Source organism: Methylovulum psychrotolerans, from assembly GCF_002209385.1.
In the GTDB taxonomy this organism is placed as follows: Bacteria; Pseudomonadota; Gammaproteobacteria; order Methylococcales; family Methylomonadaceae; genus Methylovulum; species Methylovulum psychrotolerans.
The window spans coordinates 2,753,824-2,770,795 of the sequence record NZ_CP022129.1; the positions used below are offsets into that span (position 1 = coordinate 2,753,824).

Annotated in this window: 14 protein-coding genes; 3 read left to right on the forward strand and 11 right to left on the reverse strand. The window is 52.0% G+C overall.

Annotated features, from left to right (window positions below; all coding sequences use genetic code 11):
• The first annotated feature begins 7 nt into the window (after positions 1–7).
• Positions 8–313 (forward strand): GIY-YIG nuclease family protein, encoded by a 306-nt coding sequence (locus CEK71_RS12535; protein WP_088619709.1) that lies wholly within the window; start codon positions 8–10, stop codon positions 311–313.
• A 204-nt stretch (positions 314–517) separates the two neighbouring features.
• Here the strand turns inward: CEK71_RS12535 and ttcA are convergent, their stop codons facing one another.
• From ttcA to CEK71_RS12560, 5 genes are all read right to left on the reverse strand, one after another.
• Positions 518–1,381: a tRNA 2-thiocytidine(32) synthetase TtcA gene (ttcA, locus tag CEK71_RS12540; protein ID WP_088619710.1), complete on the reverse strand. Its 864-nt coding sequence runs from the start codon at positions 1,379–1,381 to the stop codon at positions 518–520.
• 93 nt (positions 1,382–1,474) lie between these two features.
• A complete protein-coding gene (fabB, locus tag CEK71_RS12545) occupies positions 1,475–2,695 on the reverse strand; it encodes a beta-ketoacyl-ACP synthase I (protein ID WP_088619711.1) in 1,221 nt (406 codons plus the stop codon).
• 11 nt (positions 2,696–2,706) lie between these two features.
• Positions 2,707–3,222, reverse strand: a complete 516-nt coding sequence (gene fabA, locus CEK71_RS12550; RefSeq protein WP_088619712.1) for a 3-hydroxyacyl-[acyl-carrier-protein] dehydratase FabA — start codon at positions 3,220–3,222, stop codon at positions 2,707–2,709.
• Positions 3,223–3,309: 87 nt separating this feature from the next.
• On the reverse strand, positions 3,310–5,241 hold the full coding sequence (locus tag CEK71_RS12555) for a transglycosylase SLT domain-containing protein (RefSeq protein ID WP_232463633.1): 1,932 nt from the start codon (positions 5,239–5,241) through the stop codon (positions 3,310–3,312).
• Positions 5,242–5,350: 109 nt separating this feature from the next.
• Positions 5,351–6,712 carry an adenosylmethionine--8-amino-7-oxononanoate transaminase gene (locus tag CEK71_RS12560; protein ID WP_088619713.1) on the reverse strand — a complete coding sequence of 454 codons (1,362 nt, stop codon included), beginning with the start codon at positions 6,710–6,712 and terminating at the stop codon, positions 5,351–5,353.
• A 103-nt stretch (positions 6,713–6,815) separates the two neighbouring features.
• On the opposite strand from CEK71_RS12560, the gene CEK71_RS12565 reads away from it, so the two are divergent.
• Both CEK71_RS12565 and CEK71_RS12570 read left to right on the forward strand, forming a co-directional pair.
• Positions 6,816–8,051: an AAA family ATPase gene (locus tag CEK71_RS12565; RefSeq protein ID WP_088619714.1), complete on the forward strand. Its 1,236-nt coding sequence runs from the start codon at positions 6,816–6,818 to the stop codon at positions 8,049–8,051.
• A gap of 3 nt (positions 8,052–8,054) precedes the next feature.
• A complete protein-coding gene (locus CEK71_RS12570; protein ID WP_088619715.1) occupies positions 8,055–8,741 on the forward strand; it encodes a hypothetical protein in 687 nt (228 codons plus the stop codon).
• A 188-nt stretch (positions 8,742–8,929) separates the two neighbouring features.
• On the opposite strand, the gene CEK71_RS12575 is transcribed toward CEK71_RS12570, so the two are convergent.
• The 6 genes from CEK71_RS12575 to CEK71_RS12600 form a co-directional block, all read right to left on the reverse strand.
• The gene (locus CEK71_RS12575; RefSeq protein ID WP_088619716.1) at positions 8,930–10,126 is read right to left on the reverse strand and encodes an efflux RND transporter periplasmic adaptor subunit; all 1,197 of its coding nucleotides are present in this window, start codon (positions 10,124–10,126) and stop codon (positions 8,930–8,932) included.
• A 22-nt stretch (positions 10,127–10,148) separates the two neighbouring features.
• Positions 10,149–11,588 (reverse strand): efflux transporter outer membrane subunit, encoded by a 1,440-nt coding sequence (locus CEK71_RS12580; protein ID WP_088619717.1) that lies wholly within the window; start codon positions 11,586–11,588, stop codon positions 10,149–10,151.
• 2 nt (positions 11,589–11,590) lie between these two features.
• Positions 11,591–13,246 carry a DHA2 family efflux MFS transporter permease subunit gene (locus CEK71_RS12585; RefSeq protein ID WP_088619718.1) on the reverse strand — a complete coding sequence of 552 codons (1,656 nt, stop codon included), beginning with the start codon at positions 13,244–13,246 and terminating at the stop codon, positions 11,591–11,593.
• 191 nt (positions 13,247–13,437) lie between these two features.
• Positions 13,438–15,258, reverse strand: coding sequence for a sigma 54-interacting transcriptional regulator (locus tag CEK71_RS12590; RefSeq protein WP_088619719.1), 1,821 nt, complete (start codon positions 15,256–15,258; stop codon positions 13,438–13,440).
• Positions 15,255–16,031: a M90 family metallopeptidase gene (locus CEK71_RS12595; protein ID WP_088619720.1), complete on the reverse strand. Its 777-nt coding sequence runs from the start codon at positions 16,029–16,031 to the stop codon at positions 15,255–15,257. The genes CEK71_RS12590 and CEK71_RS12595 overlap by 4 nt, the downstream gene beginning before the upstream one ends.
• Positions 16,032–16,171: 140 nt before the next feature.
• A complete protein-coding gene (locus CEK71_RS12600) occupies positions 16,172–16,960 on the reverse strand; it encodes an SWIM zinc finger family protein (protein ID WP_232463634.1) in 789 nt (262 codons plus the stop codon).
• Positions 16,961–16,972: the final 12 nt, after the last annotated feature.

Genomic DNA, 16,972 nt, shown 5'->3' on the forward strand with positions numbered 1-16,972 from the left:
CATAGCTATGAATTGGTCTGTTTATATTATTTTATGTAGTGATGATTCGCTTTATACAGGCATTACAACCGATGTACCCAGACGCTTTACGCAACACGCCAACCGGCAAGGTGCGAAATATTTTCGGGGACGGCATCCCAAGCAACTGCTGTATGTTGAACATAACCATAACCGCAGTTCCGCCAGCCGCCGCGAAAGCATGATTAAGAAATTATCTCGAATGGAAAAGTGGCAATTGATTCAGTCCGGGGCAACACAGCCCGCCTCAGACAGTGAAAAATTACCACAAGATGGCGAAAAAAACGACTTTTAAATAGTAGGGAGGTAAAATATGTGCGAGAAAATGCAATCTTTTGATAATCCAACCAAGCCTCTTCAAAGGGGCTTGGCTGGGGATACTGAGGAAGAGCGGCGATAACCGCTTAAATACAAGCCTGAGGACGGGGTTTAGAAAAGTCGACTACAACGGCTACGTCATTCTGAGCCTGTTTGCAGATCTCATGCCCGCACCCTAAACCTATTGCGCCAATACGCCCAAGCCACTATCCAACTCGTCCATAGCTTCTTCCGACACGGCTTCACGCCCTAACTTCAAGTCCATAAAATTAAATAGCCTAGGATCGGCCAATTGTGAGGGGGCGACGTTTTGCAAGCTGGTGAAGATGGTCTCCAAGCGTCCGGGAAACTGCTTGTCCCAGCCTTTTAGCATCACCTTCATGGCTTTGCGCTGCAAGTTCTCTTGCGAGCCGCACAAGTTACAAGGAATAATCGGATATTTTCTAAACGCGCTATAGCGTTCAATATCCTTTTCACGGCAATACGCCAAGGGCCTGATAACAATATTTTTCTTATCGTCGCTCAACAACTTAGGCGGCATGGCCTTAAGTTTGCCGCCATAGAAAATATTCAGGAAAAAAGTCTCCAAAATATCGTCACGATGATGGCCTAAGGCAATTTTTGTCACCCCGTTCGCTTCGGCATAACCGTATAACGTACCGCGCCGCAAACGCGAACATAAGCCGCAAGTGGTCTGGCCTTCGGGGATGACGCGCTTAACGACGCTATAAGTGTCTTTCTCAATGATATGGTAAGGCACACCCAGTGCTTGCAGATACTCAGGCAGAACATGCTCAGGAAATCCCGGCTGTTTTTGGTCGAGGTTAACGGCAATCACTTCAAAGTCAACCGGGGCGGTTTTCTGCAAATTGAGCAGAATATCCAACAGCGTATAAGAATCTTTACCGCCGGACAGGCACACCATGACCTTATCACCGTTTTCGATCATCTTATAGTCGGCAATGGCATCGCCGACATAATGCCGCAAACGTTTCTGTAATTTATTAAACTGGGTTCTGGATTTTTGCGAAAAGTCGTCTGACATGGTCAGAAAATAAAAGTTAGGGGGATAAACTGCGAAAGGGGTTCTTGGCGGCTACCCGGCTTGGCGTTGCCGCCTAGCCGGGTAGCATCTAGGCTAGCCGTTAAAACGTTCAAAAATCAGCGTGGCGTTAGTGCCGCCAAAACCGAAACTATTGGACATAATGGTATTCAGGGTCACATTATCCTGACGCTCAAGCACAATAGGGATGCCCTCAGCCGCCGGATCCAACTGACTGATATTGGCGGACGCGCTCAGGAAATTCTCCTGCATCATCAGCAACGAGTAAATCGCCTCGTTGACACCCGCCGCACCTAAGGCATGGCCCGTCAAGGATTTGGTGGAACTGACCCAAGGCATGTCTGCACCGTCGAACACAGTGCGTAACGCACCCAGTTCTTTGGTATCACCTACGGGCGTACTGGTGCCATGCGCATTGATATAGTCAATCTTATTATGTACGGTCGCCATCGCTTGCTGCATACAGCGCACCGCCCCTTCACCCGAAGGCTGCACCATGTCGTAACCGTCGGAGGTCGCGCCATAGCCCGTCAATTCGGCATAGATTTTCGCACCCCGTGCCTTGGCATGCTCCAACTCTTCAAGCACCAATACGCCGCCACCGCCGGAAATGACAAAGCCGTCACGGGTCTGGTCGTAAGGTCTGGAGGCCGTGGTCGGCGTGTCGTTATATTTGCCGGACATCGCGCCCATTGCATCAAACAACACCGACATCGTCCAATGCACTTCTTCACCGCCGCCCGCAAACACCACATCTTGCTTGCCCATTTGGATAAGCTCCATCGCATGGCCGATACAATGCGCACTGGTCGCACACGCGGAGGTGATAGAGTAATTAACCCCTTTAATTTTATAAGGCGTTGCCAAACACGCGGTGTTGGTGCTAGACATGGCTCTAGGCACCATATAAGGCCCGACTTTTTTCACGCCTTTGCTGCGCAGAATATCGGCGGCCTCAACCAGATTAGAGGTGGACGGACCACCGGAACCCATCACCAAACCTGTCCGGTAGTTGGACACTTCCGTTTCTTCCAAACCGGAATCGGCAATGGCTTGCTGCATGGCGATATAGTTAAACGCCGCACCGTCACCCATAAAACGCTTAATTTTACGGTCGATAAACGCATCTAAATCAATGTTAATCGCCCCATGAATTTGGCTTCTGAAGCCCAATTCCTTATAAACGTCCGCAAATACGATTCCAGAACGGCCTTCCCGCAGGGAACCGATAACCTCAGTTGGGGTGTTGCCGATACTGGAAACAATTCCCAAACCAGTTACCACGACTCTTCTCATTGTTATAGCCTCTAGAAATCTTCTGTAGATGTAAACAAGCCGACCCGTAAATCGGTCGCCTCATAAATTTTCTTGCCGTCAACTTCCATGGTCGCATCGGCGATGCCCATCACTAACTTGCGCATAATAAGACGTTTTAAACTGACCCGATAAGTCACTTTTTTCGCCGTCGGCAGCACTTGCCCGGTAAACTTCACCTCACCGACCCCCAGTGCCCGACCTTTGCCGGGACCGCCCATCCAGCACAAATAAAAACCCACCAACTGCCACATGGCATCCAAGCCCAAACAGCCCGGCATAACCGGATCGCCTTGAAAATGGCAGGCAAAAAACCATAAATCAGGGGTTATATCCAATTCCGCGATCATCTCGCCCTTGCCATATAAGCCGCCTTCATCGGTGATCAACGTAATCCGATCCATCATCAGCATATTAGGTAGAGGTAATTGCGCGTTTTTGGGGCCATATAATTCCCCCCGTCCCGACATCAACAATTCTTCGCGCGTAAAACTATGCTGTTTCCCCATTTTTATACCTTATGCCTCTAATGATGATTATTCTTATTATGGAACCGTATATTATCTAACATAGCTCAAGAAAAATCAGCTCAAATTTTAATTGCCAGACAGTTCCGCCAACATATTTTGCAATTTCAGACCATTAGTCTGCAAACGGTACTGATAAATAATCGCGTAAGACAACACCGATGTCACATATTTGCGGGTTTCTTTATACGGGATGGTCTCAACCCACATATCGGCAGACATCTGCCGATTCGGCAACCATTTCGCCACCCGTCCGGGGCCTGCATTATAAGCCGCCGTCGCCAAAGCAAAATGGCCGTTAAAACGCCGTAACAGTTCGGCATAATAATAACTGCCATAACGGATATTCACCTCAGGCTTAAACAACTGCGCCTCACCCTGCCATGTTTCACCAAGCTTAGCCGCCATCTCCGCGCCAGTATCGGGCATCATCTGCATCAGGCCTTTCGCACCGACCGGCGATAGGGCTTGGCTGTCGAGCATACTTTCTTGGCGCATCAGCGCGAACACCACCGCCGGATCCAAGCCCCGCTGCTGGGCATTAGCCCGCACTTCCGGCACATACAGCAAGGGGAAGCGCAAGGCCAAATCGTCCCAATAATCGGCCTTGACCAAGGTCATAATGGCAATTTGCCGCCATTGCCATTGCTCCGCCTGTTTAGCGGCAATCCTAAGCCGCTCTTGATCCAGACCTTCCACCGCAAACCGCCATTGCCGCTGCGCCTCTGCCTCGCGCCGCATCGTCCGCCATTCTTGTACGGCCTTAAATTCCGGCTGCGCCAATAAACTGGCAAATTGCCCTTCGGCGACCACAACGGGACTATCCCCCATAGTATAGCCGTTACCCAGAATATCTGTGGCTAAAAATCCATAAAAATTGCGTTGCGCCGATAATTTTAAGTAAACGGCTTGCGCTTCCTGCCCTTGCCCGGTCGCCGCCAACATCCGCGCCCGCCAATATTGCCAAGCGGGTTCCTGCAACACTGCCCAAGGCAACGCCGCCAGCGCATCACGGACATGCTGCCAATCCTGCTCCCACAACGCCGCCCTAATCCTGGCTTCGCGGATTTTTTCATCGGGTTGGCGGATTTGTTGCAAACGGCGGTAAGCGCGGCTATCCCTATGCAGATACAAAACCATCGCCAACTTGCTTTCAACCTTATCCAGCACTTCCTTATCCACCATCAGATATTGCTTGCGCCCATCCCAAAGCACGATAGCCGCGTCAATATCCACCGCCGCCAATTTAGCGACCCCTTCGGCAAAAATGCGGCTAGTTAAGGCATCGTTACTGACCCATAAGCCGCTATCCTTCACCATATACGGCTTTTTATACACTTGCAACCACAGTTCGGCGGTTTTTTGCTCAGACTTATCCAGCAAGCGCCGCAAATATTCGACCAGCAAAGCGTTGCCCTGATTCACCGCTAACTCAAAACGTTGCCATACTAAGGCTTGGGTAAAGTCCGGCGATTGCATGAACACTGCGAACAAAGGGTCACAGGCTGACGGCTGGCTAGTGCCGCTTAACCATAAACGCTTTGCTTCAAGCAAGGCCTTATCTTTATTGCCCGTCTCATGCACCGCCCAATAATACAGACATTCCCGTGCGGTATTGCCCGTGTCCTGATAGAATTCGGCAAACTCCTGCCACCGCTCATGCTTGGCCAGATAATCCAGCCATTTGCCGCGCAATAACGGCGCGTAACGGGTCTTATCATACTGCTGCAAAAATTCCGTGACCTTATCGGTTTTTTGCAAATGCTTTTTTAACCATTCATATTGTAAATGCGGATACAACGGATAATCGGCAAGACTGTCACTCAAAGCCGAAAACGCCGCATCATCGCCTTGCTCAAGAAACTTTTCCGCGCGTAAGAACACCGTGCGTTGCTCTTCCATAGCAGGTTGGGGCCGCCAGTTTAGCCAAACAAACAGCGCAATGGCTGCGGCTATGGCTAGGGTACCTGCCGCAGCCTTATAGAAATAGTTAACAGCCATGTTGCTCCCAACCCGCTTATCCGTACCCACAAGGGGACCCACTCAAAATATCGGTATTTTGGCAGGAAAACCGTAATGGTGCATTAGAAAATGCGTATAACCGCGTAGGCTAGCCCTTAACGGCATAAGCTATTCCCTGCCAAGCCACCTCCGCGAGCAATTCCAGTTCGGCGGCGGTAATGACATAAGGCGGCATAAAATAAATGACATTCCCCAAAGGCCGTAACAGCACCCCCTTCGTTAACGCATACTGATACACCCTAAGCCCGCGCCGCTCCTGCCACGGAAACGGCTCACGGGTCGCTTTGTTCTTAACCAACTCTATCGCCACAATCATACCCGTCTGGCGCACTTCGGCAACCTGCGGATGGTCATTAAAACGCGCTGTCACCCTAGCCAAATCGGCAATCCGTTGCCGATTTTGGCCGATAACATCCTGTTGCCGGAAAATCTCCAGCGTCGCCAACGCCGCCCGACACGCCAAAGCATTGCCCGTGTAACTGTGCGAATGTAAAAACGCCGTCAGCTTACTGTAATCGGCATAAAACGCCTGATAGACCTTATCGGTGGTCAACACCGCCGACAACGGTAAATACCCCCCCGTCAGGCCTTTAGACAAACACAAAAAATCCGGGCTAATCCCCGCCTGCTCACACGCAAATAACGTCCCCGTCCGCCCAAAGCCCACGGCAATTTCATCGGCGATCAAATGCACCCCATAGCGGTCGCAAGCCGCCCGCAACAAGCTTAAATACACCGGATCATACATGCGCATACCACCCGCGCACTGCACCAAGGGCTCGACAATCACCGCACAGACACTGTCCGCGTGTTGCTGCAACGCCGCCTCCAATAAGGCAAAGCGGCGGCTAGAGTAATCCGCCAACGACTCGCCCGCCTCACGGAAATAACAATCCGGCCCCGGCACTGTAATGACTTCCATCAACAACGGCGCGTAAGTCTCCTTATACAGCGCGACATTGCCCACCGCCAACGCCCCTAAAGTCTCGCCGTGATAACTGTTCTCCAATGTAATGAACTTAGTCTTCTGGGTTTGCCCGCTGTTGCGCCAATAATGGAAGCTCATCTTTAACGCCACCTCCACCGCCGCCGAACCGTTATCGGCAAAAAAACACCGTTCCAAACCCGTCGGAGTCACCGCCACCAACTGCTCGGCCAGCTTAATGCCCGTCTCATGGGTAAAGCCCGCGAAAATCACATGCTCTAAGGTATCCAGTTGGTCTTTTAAAGCCGCATTAATCGCCGGATTGGCATGACCAAACAAATTCACCCACCACGAACTGATCGCGTCCAGATAACGCTTACCGTCAAAATCCTCCAGCCACACCCCCTGCCCCGATTTGATCGGAATCATCGGCAGATTCTCATGGTCTTTCATTTGCGTACACGGATGCCACAACACCGCAAGGTCACGTTGGGCTAGGGTTTGGTTATTTGGGGTCGGGTTCATAAGCTCGGTAAGTCGCAGGCTAACGCCATTGCAGATTAGTTTATTGTCATTCTTGCTATGTTATGATGAAAGCCATTCTTGTCAACAGCCAAAACCTTAACGCATGATCCGCCAACTGCATATCAACAATTACAAATCCCTGTTTGACCTGACTTTAGAGGTCGGGCGATTTAACGTCTTGATTGGCGAAAATGGTTGTGGGAAAAGCAATATCTTAGAAGCGATAGCCTTGGCAGGAGCAGCGTCGGCGGATAAATTGGACAATGAATTTTTGGTGTCGCGGGGGATTCGGGTAACTGACCCGCAATTGATGCGGTCGGCTTTTAATGAGGAAAGCGAGAGGAAACCTATAGGAATACACATAGATTTTCAGGAGTTAGATATATTAGCAAGATATATTTTAACCAATGACAATCAGCCTTATTCGAAATGGACGTGGCTAGAATTTGAATTGGCCTCTTTATGGTTTGCCATTAACGAACAAAAACAAAAATTAATCCTATTCACTAATGGAATTAAAGAAGAAACGCACACAACAATCCCAATTAATGAAATACAAGACGAGCTTGCTGCTTCGGAAAAAAGGGTATTGGATATAGCTACGAGAGCATTTTGCACAACTATTGATGGAGCAAAAAAAGACCTTGACCACCAGATTTATACTAAATCCGGAGAAAATAAATTAAAAACTTTCCTAATCTACTCCCCAGAAAACACCGCCCTAAGAAACTTCGCCAAAGAAGGCCAAATCGAACCCCTAGGCATCAACGGTGAAGGCCTGCTGAAACTATTAAAAGTTATCCAAAGCAAATCGCCTGAGCAACGCGAAGAAATCCACGCCACGCTACAGCTTTTCGATTGGTACGATAATATCGGCATCCCCAAAGACCTCGCGTCCATCGAGGACAAAGTCACTCTCACCGACCGTTATTTAAGCCGGGAGTTTGACCAACGCAGCGCCAACGAAGGCTTTTTGTTCGTGCTGTTTTATATCGCCCTGATGGTCTCGGACGACACCCCGAAAATCTTCGCCATTGATAATATAGATGTCGCGCTCAACCCCAAACTGTGTACCCAACTCATCAAAGAACTGGTGCGCTTAGCCAAGCAATACGATAAACAAGTGTTTGTCACCACCCACAATCCCGCGATTTTGGACGGTATCGACCTAGGCGACGACGAGCAACGCCTGTTAGTGGTGTCACGCAACAAACAAGGCCACACCCGCGTAAAACGCATCACCGTAGACGATAAGCCCCGCTCATCCGGCAACGAAGACCTGAAATTATCCGAAGCGTTTTTACGCGGCTACTTAGGCGGCTTGCCGAAAGGGTTTTAAGCCATGCTATTTGGCTTAGCCTGTGAAGGCGTGACCGATCAAATCACCTTAGAAAATATCCTCTGCGGCTATTTCGGCATTGCTGATTTAGACCAAGAGATCACCCGACTACAGCCGCCGTTTGACGAAACCACCCAAAAACAAAAAGCCGATGGCCTAGGCGGCGGCTGGACGGCATTACTCCAACATTATCTCAACAGCCAACGCTTTCGCGACGATGTCCTTAACACCCGCTTTATCGTCATCCAAGTCGATACTGACGTATCCGAACGCCGTGGCTTTGACGTGCCGCAAACCGACACCCACCAGCAACCACTCAGCCCAGAGCAACTGATAAACCAAGTCATCATCAAACTCACCGCCATTATCAACAGCGGCGAAGCAGGTTTTTATGAACAACACGCCGACAAAATCATTTTCAGCATCAGCGTCCATTCCTTAGAATGCTGGCTGTTCGCCCACCATAAACCAGCCCCCTTAGCTCACACCGAATTGTCCGGCTGTTACGATGCCTTAAAAGCCATCGAACCGCGCCTAAGCAAAAACTACCGCTGCTACAACAACCTTAGCAGCCAAATATTCCGTAACCGCCCAGCCATTCAATCGGTAGCCGCCAAAGATCCCAGCTTCCGCGTCTTCATCCGCTCTTTGGCAAGCCTTGAACCGCAGATATTAGCTGCACTGGCTTAAGTTTTGCCAATTGAAATAAAGTGGAGCGCGGGCATCTTGCCCGCAAAAGGCCGACAAGCTAACAAATGCCGTCACAAATTGAGCGACCTAAAGCGGAGTGCAAAGGTCTTTAGCCTTTGCACGATGGCTTATAACCGTGTGTACCCGTTCCGCCCCGGCACTCCGCTTAACAAAACCATAAACCCCACCTACCCCCTCACCTGCCGATTTTCCCCAATAATCTTCTTCACCAAAGCCTCCGCCCCCTGCAACTGATGGTCATAAACCTCAGTCTTATAAGCGGCGGGCAAACCCGTCAAAGGCTGCGGGATAGGCTTACCAGGCTGGCGGGTATCAATACGCACAGTCGCCGACAAACCGGGGCGTAACGGATGGGCTTGCAACTCTTCGGCCCGTAAGCCGATACGCACCGGCACCCGCTCAACAATATGGATATAGTTGCCCGTGGCATTATCCGGCGGCAACAGCCCAAACACGCTGCCCGTACCCGCCTCCAAACCCAGCACCTCACCGTGATACACCACCTCAGAACCGTATAAATCAACGCTAATCTGCACAGGTTGGCCGGGCTGGACATGAGCCAGCTCATTTTCGAGAAAATTAGCCTCTACCCATAAATAATCCAACGGCACAATCGCCAATAACGGCGTATCAGGGCGCACTTGCTCACCCGGCTGGATACTGCGCTTAGCGACAAAACCCGACAAGGGCGCGACAATATCTTGCCGGACATTATCCAAATACGCTTGTTTGAGTTCGGCAATCGCCTGCAAAACTGTCGGATTATCGGCGACCGTCGTGTTCTGCACCAAAGCCTTCGCACCCGCCAATTCAGCCGCAATTTGCCAAACATCCGCTTCTTGCTCGCGGATCAGGAACTCGCTGTCCTCAAGCTGTTGCGCCGAAACCGCACCATCGTGGGCGACGCTACGGTAACGCGCCAGATCATGCCGGCTACGCCCCAGTACCGCCTCTTTGCCCGCCAGTTTTTGCCGGAACATCTCGGCATGGTTGAACAAGGTTTCAATCTGGCGCACCCTGTCCGCCAAATTCGCTTCGGCCCGCTCCAAGGCAACTTGGGTTTGCAAGCCGTCAAGACGCACCAGCACATCGCCTTGGCGGACATACTGGGTGTTATCGGTACGCACATCAACTACCGTGCCGCTGGTTTGCGCCTTGAGCGGCACAATGTTGCCAGCAATATAGGCATCGTTAGTCTCAACACCAGCACTGCCGACCTGCCGCGCATACAAGCCATAGCCCAAGCCGACCAACAACCCGACTAGTGTGACTAACCACAGCCGCCAGCGGCGATGCTGTTGGCGTTGCGGGACACTAAAGTGGCGCTGAGGTTTGGGGGCTTGTTTATCATCTAAATCCGTCATGGTCGTTTACTCCTACCGGACATTAAGGGGTGGGCATTTGATAGCCGCCGCCTAGGGCTTCTATCAATCCGACTGCCGCCAGCAAATGGGCGGCGCGGCGTTCGCTACTGAGCAACCGTTGCCGGAGCAATGCCGATTCAGCGACAAGCACGCCATCACGGGGGCTAAGCCCCGCCTGATAACGTTGGTCGGCCAATTGTGCTGCCCGCTTTGCCGCCTCTAAGGCGCGTGCTTGGGAAGCGTCGTGGGCGACGGTTTGCCGCCATTCGGACACGCTATCGGCGACTTGCTGCACAGCCGCCAACAGCGTGCCGTTGTAGGTTTCGGCGGCAATATCGTAAGCGGCCTGCTGGTTTTTTAACGCCGCCGCCAAGCGTCCGCCTTCAAAAATCGGCAGGCTCAAGGTCGGCCCTACGCCATAGGCTACACTGGCACCATTGGATAAAAACAAATCTTTCAGGTTAAGGCTACGCAAACCGGCAAAACCGACTAAATTAATGTCAGGGTAGAAACGGGTCTGCGCCACTTTAATCAGCTTAGCCGCCGCCTGCACTTGCCAAAGGGCCGCCGCCACATCCGGGCGATGCACCAACAACCCCAACGCCACCGCATCGGGCGGCGGCAGTGTGCCCGCTATCGCGCCGATTTCCGGGTGGATGCCCTCCCCCCAATCCGGGCCTTGTCCGGCCAGCCCCGCAAGCCGATGACGCAGTATGTGGGCTTGGTTGCGGATACTGGCCTCCTGTTGCCGCGCCGCCTCCACTTGCTGCCCACTGGCATATACGGGATCTTGGCTAGTCAGCCCACGTTGCCAACGCACTTGCGCCAATTGCTGTTGCCCTTCGGCTTGCCCGGTCAGCTCATGGTACAAATCAAGGTCTTCTTGTGCCGCGCACAACCGGATATAAGTGCGGGTGATGGCCGTGCTTAACAGCAGACGCGCCATGGCCAGTTCCGCCGCCTGAGCGTGTTCTTTACCTAACATGGCTTCCAACGTGGCCTTATCCTTACCCCATAAATCAATGTGGTAACGGAATACAATAGGGTCGATGTAGGCACCAGTAAAAACTTTGCCACCATTCGGGCCGTAAAAATCCGTACCTGAAAACTGCCGTTGATGCAGATCAACGTTAGCATTAACGCTAGGCAGTAACTCTGCTGCCTGAGAATCACTCAGGGCTTCGGCCTGAGCGACACGGGCGGTCGCCGTGTGCAGGCTGGGATTATGTTGTAAAGCCTCGGTGAGCAAACGGTTTAGCTCGGCATTGTGTAACACCAGCCACCATTGCGCGTTAGGCCATGCCCGAACAATTTGCTCGGCTTGGGCATCACCACCTAAACTAGAGCTGACGCTGGGCATAGCCAGCAACTTAGCGCGACTAGTTGCTTTGGGCAATAATGCGCACGCTGTCAATAACGGCACACTGACCAACAAAAGCAACAGGTTCTTCAACACCTTCATGGCTAGGGTTCCTCCATCAAATCTTCTAACTCGGTCTGGCGCTGGTCTTCCTTACGGCTCAGCTGCGGTTTCGGTTGCACCGGAACGGCCAACCAAACCAACCCCGCCAAGCCCAAAAACAGCCACGCCGATAACCTAAACGTATCATCCAAACCCAGCACCGCCGCATGTTGCCCGGCCAATGCCGCCAATTTAGCGGTAGCTATCTGACCATGCAGGCCGGCTTGGTCTAAACGCGCCAGAAGCGCCATTGACCCGCTATCGTGCAAGGAAAGGCTGTCAATTAAACGGCTTTGATGAAAGGCACTCCGTCGCTCCCAAAACACACCAAACAGCGGCGATGCCGCACTGCCGCCCAGTACGCGTAACATGCCACCCAACTCTACGGCTTGAGTCTGGCGTTGCGGCGGCAGATCCGATAAAAACACAGCCGTCAACGGCACAAACAACCCGCCTAAGCAAAAACCTTCCAGGATTTGCGACCACAAGGGCTGGCTAAAAAAACCGCCACGGCCAAAAAAATCGTAGCGGCTTGTCCACCAGCAATACCCGGCAAAAGCCAGCATATTGATACACGCCAACAGCCGGGCATCGAAACGGTGGACGATACGGTGCATGATGCTCGCCATCGGCTTTGCTAAAAACACCAACGGCAACAATACGCTGCCCGCCAAAAAAGAGGTATACCCGGCAATCACTTGCAAACGCACCAGCAATACCGACAACAGGCCGTACATCACCATAAAGCCGATGCTCAGCATCAGGCTCCCGATGACGAAGTTGCGGCTGGCTAACAGGCGCAAGTCCAGCAACGGCACAGGTTCTGCCAATTCCCAAACCACAAAATAAGCCAGCATCAGCAATCCCACCAATAATATCCCGATCAGGCGTGGCGAATTAAACCAATCCGCATCCTGGCCTTGGTTTAGCACGGTCTGCAAACACAGTAATGCGGCGGCCAATAACAGCAAACCCACACCATCAAACGGCAGCTTGCGTAACGGTACCTGGCGGTCAGACAGCAATGCCCACGCCAGTGCCGCCGCCAATAACGGCAGTGGGATATTCAAATAAAACAACCATCGCCAGCCCAAATGGTCGGCGATCCAACCGCCAGCGGCGGGGCCTAAGGTAAACGGGCTAAGCGCGGCAATACTCCAAAGCGACACCGCAAAGGCTTTGGCGGATTCAGGATATTCGCGCATCAACAGGGTTTGCGATAAAGGAATGGTCAAGCCACCAAAAAAACCCTGCAACGCCCTGCCCTCCAAAAACCAAAACACATCCCCGGTGACGGCGCACAGCAACGAAGCCAAGACCATGCCGACCATGGCCAAAATATATAACCTGACTTCGCCGACCGTCGCCGCCAGCCAAGAACTGACCGGCAAGGCCAGAGCTAAGCTAACGAAATAATAAGTTTGCATCCAGCTTGCGTGGCTAGGGCTGACCCCCAAATCTCCTGTAGCATGGAGGCTGACGGAGGCAAACGCGCCCGTATTGAACAGCACGAGAATATTGCCCAGCAACAGGCCAAGGTTAAGAAAGAAAAACGACACCCCAATCAATGGGCTTTTACCTGCTTGAGCCGTGTTAAGGCTATCGTGGGTTAAGGTCGCCCAAGCGGCACGAGCGGTTTTATCAGTGTTTTGGGTCATGACTTAGGCATCTTTTTAAGCGAAGTTACCTAGTCAAATGCAAAGCCTATGCCGACACACAAAAATACAAATAAAATCAATATAATCAAATGACTATAAAAATAAATTTAAGAAGGAAAGAGAAGGGATATATTGAAAAATACTAAATATCGTAAAATAACGAAATATCGTGATTTCACTAATGACTTAATTTAACCGTGGCTCTTCACAATACCGAGCTTTTGCATCCGTGAGCGCAAGGTATTCGGATTCATCGCCAAGATTGCCGCCGCGCCTTTGCTGCCCGAAATCACCCAATCCGTTGCCGCCAAAGTACGCAGAATATGTTCGCGTTCGACCGCTTCCAAGGTGCGTAATGGCTGGACTAGGGCACTTGCGTGGACGCGCGGCGATACCAACGGAGCTATCTCCAGCCACGGCCCCGACGACAAGATGACCGCCCGCTCGATAACATTCTGTAATTCGCGGACATTGCCGGGCCACTGATACTGGCGTAACTGCTCCAAACCCGCTGGGTCAATGTCGGTCAATGGCTTAGCGAATTTCTTAGCGTATTTGCCCAAAAAGAAACGCGCCAATAGCGGAATATCCACCAGCCGCTGCCGTAAGGGCGGTACGTCGATAGGGAAGACATTCAGGCGATAGTACAAGTCGGCGCGAAACCGCCCCGCCGCCACCTCCTCGGCCAGATTGCGGTGGGTGGCGGCTATCACGCGCACATCCACTTTTAGCGTTTCACTGCCGCCCACCCGCTCAAACTCCTGCTCCTGCAACACACGCAACAATTTTGCCTGCGCCGACAAAGACAACTCCCCCAGCTCATCAAGAAATAAACTGCCCTTGTCAGCCAGCTCGAAACGGCCTTTACGCTGTTGGATAGCCCCGGTAAACGCGCCTTTCTCATGGCCAAACAACTCGCTTTCAAGCAAGTCGGCAGGCAAAGCCGCGCAATTGACCTTAACTAAAATCGCTGTGCTACGGTCGCTGGACTCATGCACAGCGCGGGCCAACAATTCTTTGCCTGTCCCCGTTTCACCCAACAACAGCACAGGGGTATCGGTACGCGCCACCCTGCGCACCTGCGCCATGACCGCCCGCATTTCTTTAGAACCACTGACAAAATCGCCCGGATTATGGTCATCGTTAATGACCTCCTGAAGATAACCTTTTTCCTCCTGCAAACGCTGCAACTTTTCTTCCGCTAAATAACGGTCGTTCACATCCCGCAAAATGATCGTACAAAGTTTTTGCCCGCCCGCTTCCAATGGCGAAAATGTCGCCTCAATCGGAAACTCCTCACCATCCGCACGACGGGCACTAAGGCCTTCGGGAACCCAAGCCTGGTTTTTTGCGGCGGTGCTATCAAAAGCAATAAATTGTTTGAACAAGGGATAGCAAGCAGGGGCGACAAAGCGTTCAATCGGCTGGCCGATAGCAAAATCGGCGGCACAGCGGAAGATTCTGGCCGCCGCCGCATTAAACAAAGTGATCGTCTGCTGCGGGCCGATAGTGACAATCGCATCCATAGCCGAACCGAGGATAGTAGAAATCCGTTGTTCGCTTTCGCTCAAAGACTGCATCATCAGCCGCTGTTCGGTACGGTCGCGTTGGGTTTCCACCACCGCCACTACCTCGCCTTGCGCGTTGCGGATCGCCCCTGCGTCAATCACCAGATACAGTCGCCGCCCATCCGGCATCAGACACCAATTTTCGGTGTGGCAAATATCCGTGCCAGCACTAAAAGCGCTGGCTTGCTCATACAAGTCGCTGATGTTGCCCAGGGTGCTGTCCAACAGCAAATCCGCCAGACACGGTCGGGGTTCCGTGTAAAAACCGCGCCAATGTTGCTTGGTGCCGACCATGGTTTCCGCTTTCAGCTCGGTCAACTGCTCGCAGGCTTTATTCCAAATCATGACCTGATGCTGAGCATCCAATACGAAGGTAGATACTGGGGTATGCTGCAATAAATGCTCGGCGAAGCGGTTGTCGGCTAATAAGGGAGTCTGGATCATGCTGCACTGAGCCTCAAAAACGGGTCTTGGCGATAATATAAACACAGTTGCCGATAAACGCCGTGAAAATGCCCATGCACAATGTCCGGGGCACAAAAGAAATACTCGCTAAACACCGCGAAAAACTCGGCGGGGCTGGTCGCCGCGTAAGGGTTCACGCAGGTCGGATGGTGATGGTTTAACCGTCGGTTCAATTCCTCATAAGCGGCACTGAGCGTCGTTGACCATTCGGGGATGGGCATAGTGACATGCAGCGGCGGCATACCATTAGCGGTACCGTTCAGCATATCCAGCTTATGGGCAATTTCGTGGATAATCACATTATGCCCCGGTAAGCCCTGGACACTATCGCGCTCAACCTCATCCCACGCGACAATCACCGGCCCACGGCCCCACGATTCGCCGCTTAATACCCGCTCTTCATGATGGACTACCCCCGCCGCATCAGTTTCATCCCGGCTCACCCGAAATACGCTCGGATAAACGACAATATCCGTCCATTCGGCAAATAGGCTGATACCTAAATGCAGGATCGGCAGGCACGCCGTAGCAGCCACCAACACCCGCATCTCTTCGGTGAGCAGTAAGCCTTGGACACCAAAGATGCGTTTACCGTGCAGCAACAAGGTGCTAAGCTCACGCAGATGGGCTTTTTCAACCGCCGTCAGCCCGACCAACAACACCAGTTTGCTGGTAACAGCCTCCCATATCTCATGCTTAATGGCATAGCGGTGCAGCACATAACGGATGTAAGCGCGTTTAAAAAATCGCATTGCTAAAATCCTGTTGGCTTTCTGACAAGAAAGCGGGCTCAAAATAACGTAGACCCTTTCCCTTCCATTCAGGCAGATTAACGGTAATGGCGGGCAAGATGCCCGCACTCCACGATAAGGGCGATACAGTCATAGCCGCTTCAAAATGTTTTTACGCATCCTAAATAAAAATCCTCCATAACCTCAATAAAGGAGCTTTGTTTTTGCCAAAAGCCAGGGAAATCACCGCCTTTCTTAACCAGCATGGCAGGAATAATCGCTACATGGCTGGCTTCTAGGCTTTTAGGTAAAGGCTGTTGGCCTTGCCAGAAACTTGTTAGGCTGGTTGCTTCAGGCAAGTTGATAGGGATAGGGCGGGTGTAAAAGCTGTCCACTGGCGGCAATTCAACCGCCCCGCCCGTTTTGGCCTCGCTCAGCACCTTGCCCAAGGGCGAATCGGCTAAAGCCTGGGCCAACTGTTCCGCAGTCAAGCCGCGCATGGCAAATAACAAAAATGGGTCTTGGTCGAACTGCGCCGCCAAACGGTAACAAACCCCAGCAATGTGTTTACACGGTACGGCATAATCAGGGCAATTGCAGGAAACCTTAAAATCTTGATAACTGTTCGGCAGCAAATGCACACCCACATCGGCAAAGACACTTTCTATGTTTTCGGGGATTTCATTCAGCAACAGCTTAGCGATAAAATCCGCCCGGCGCGTCAGACGTTGGATAACCGCCTGCCATTGCGCCCCCGTCAAATGCGTCATTTCGACATGGACGTTATAAGTCGGTTCCTTGTAAACGCCAAAATACGGGTTAATGTTGCCGCGCAGCTTGGCATCCACCCCACCCTGCTGTAGTAACCAGTGTTTAATGCGGTTATCGGTCGAGTAAGAGCGCCCGCGCTGCAAGCGTCCGCTATCGGTAAAATCTTCCAGGGCCGCCATAAAACGTTGCCC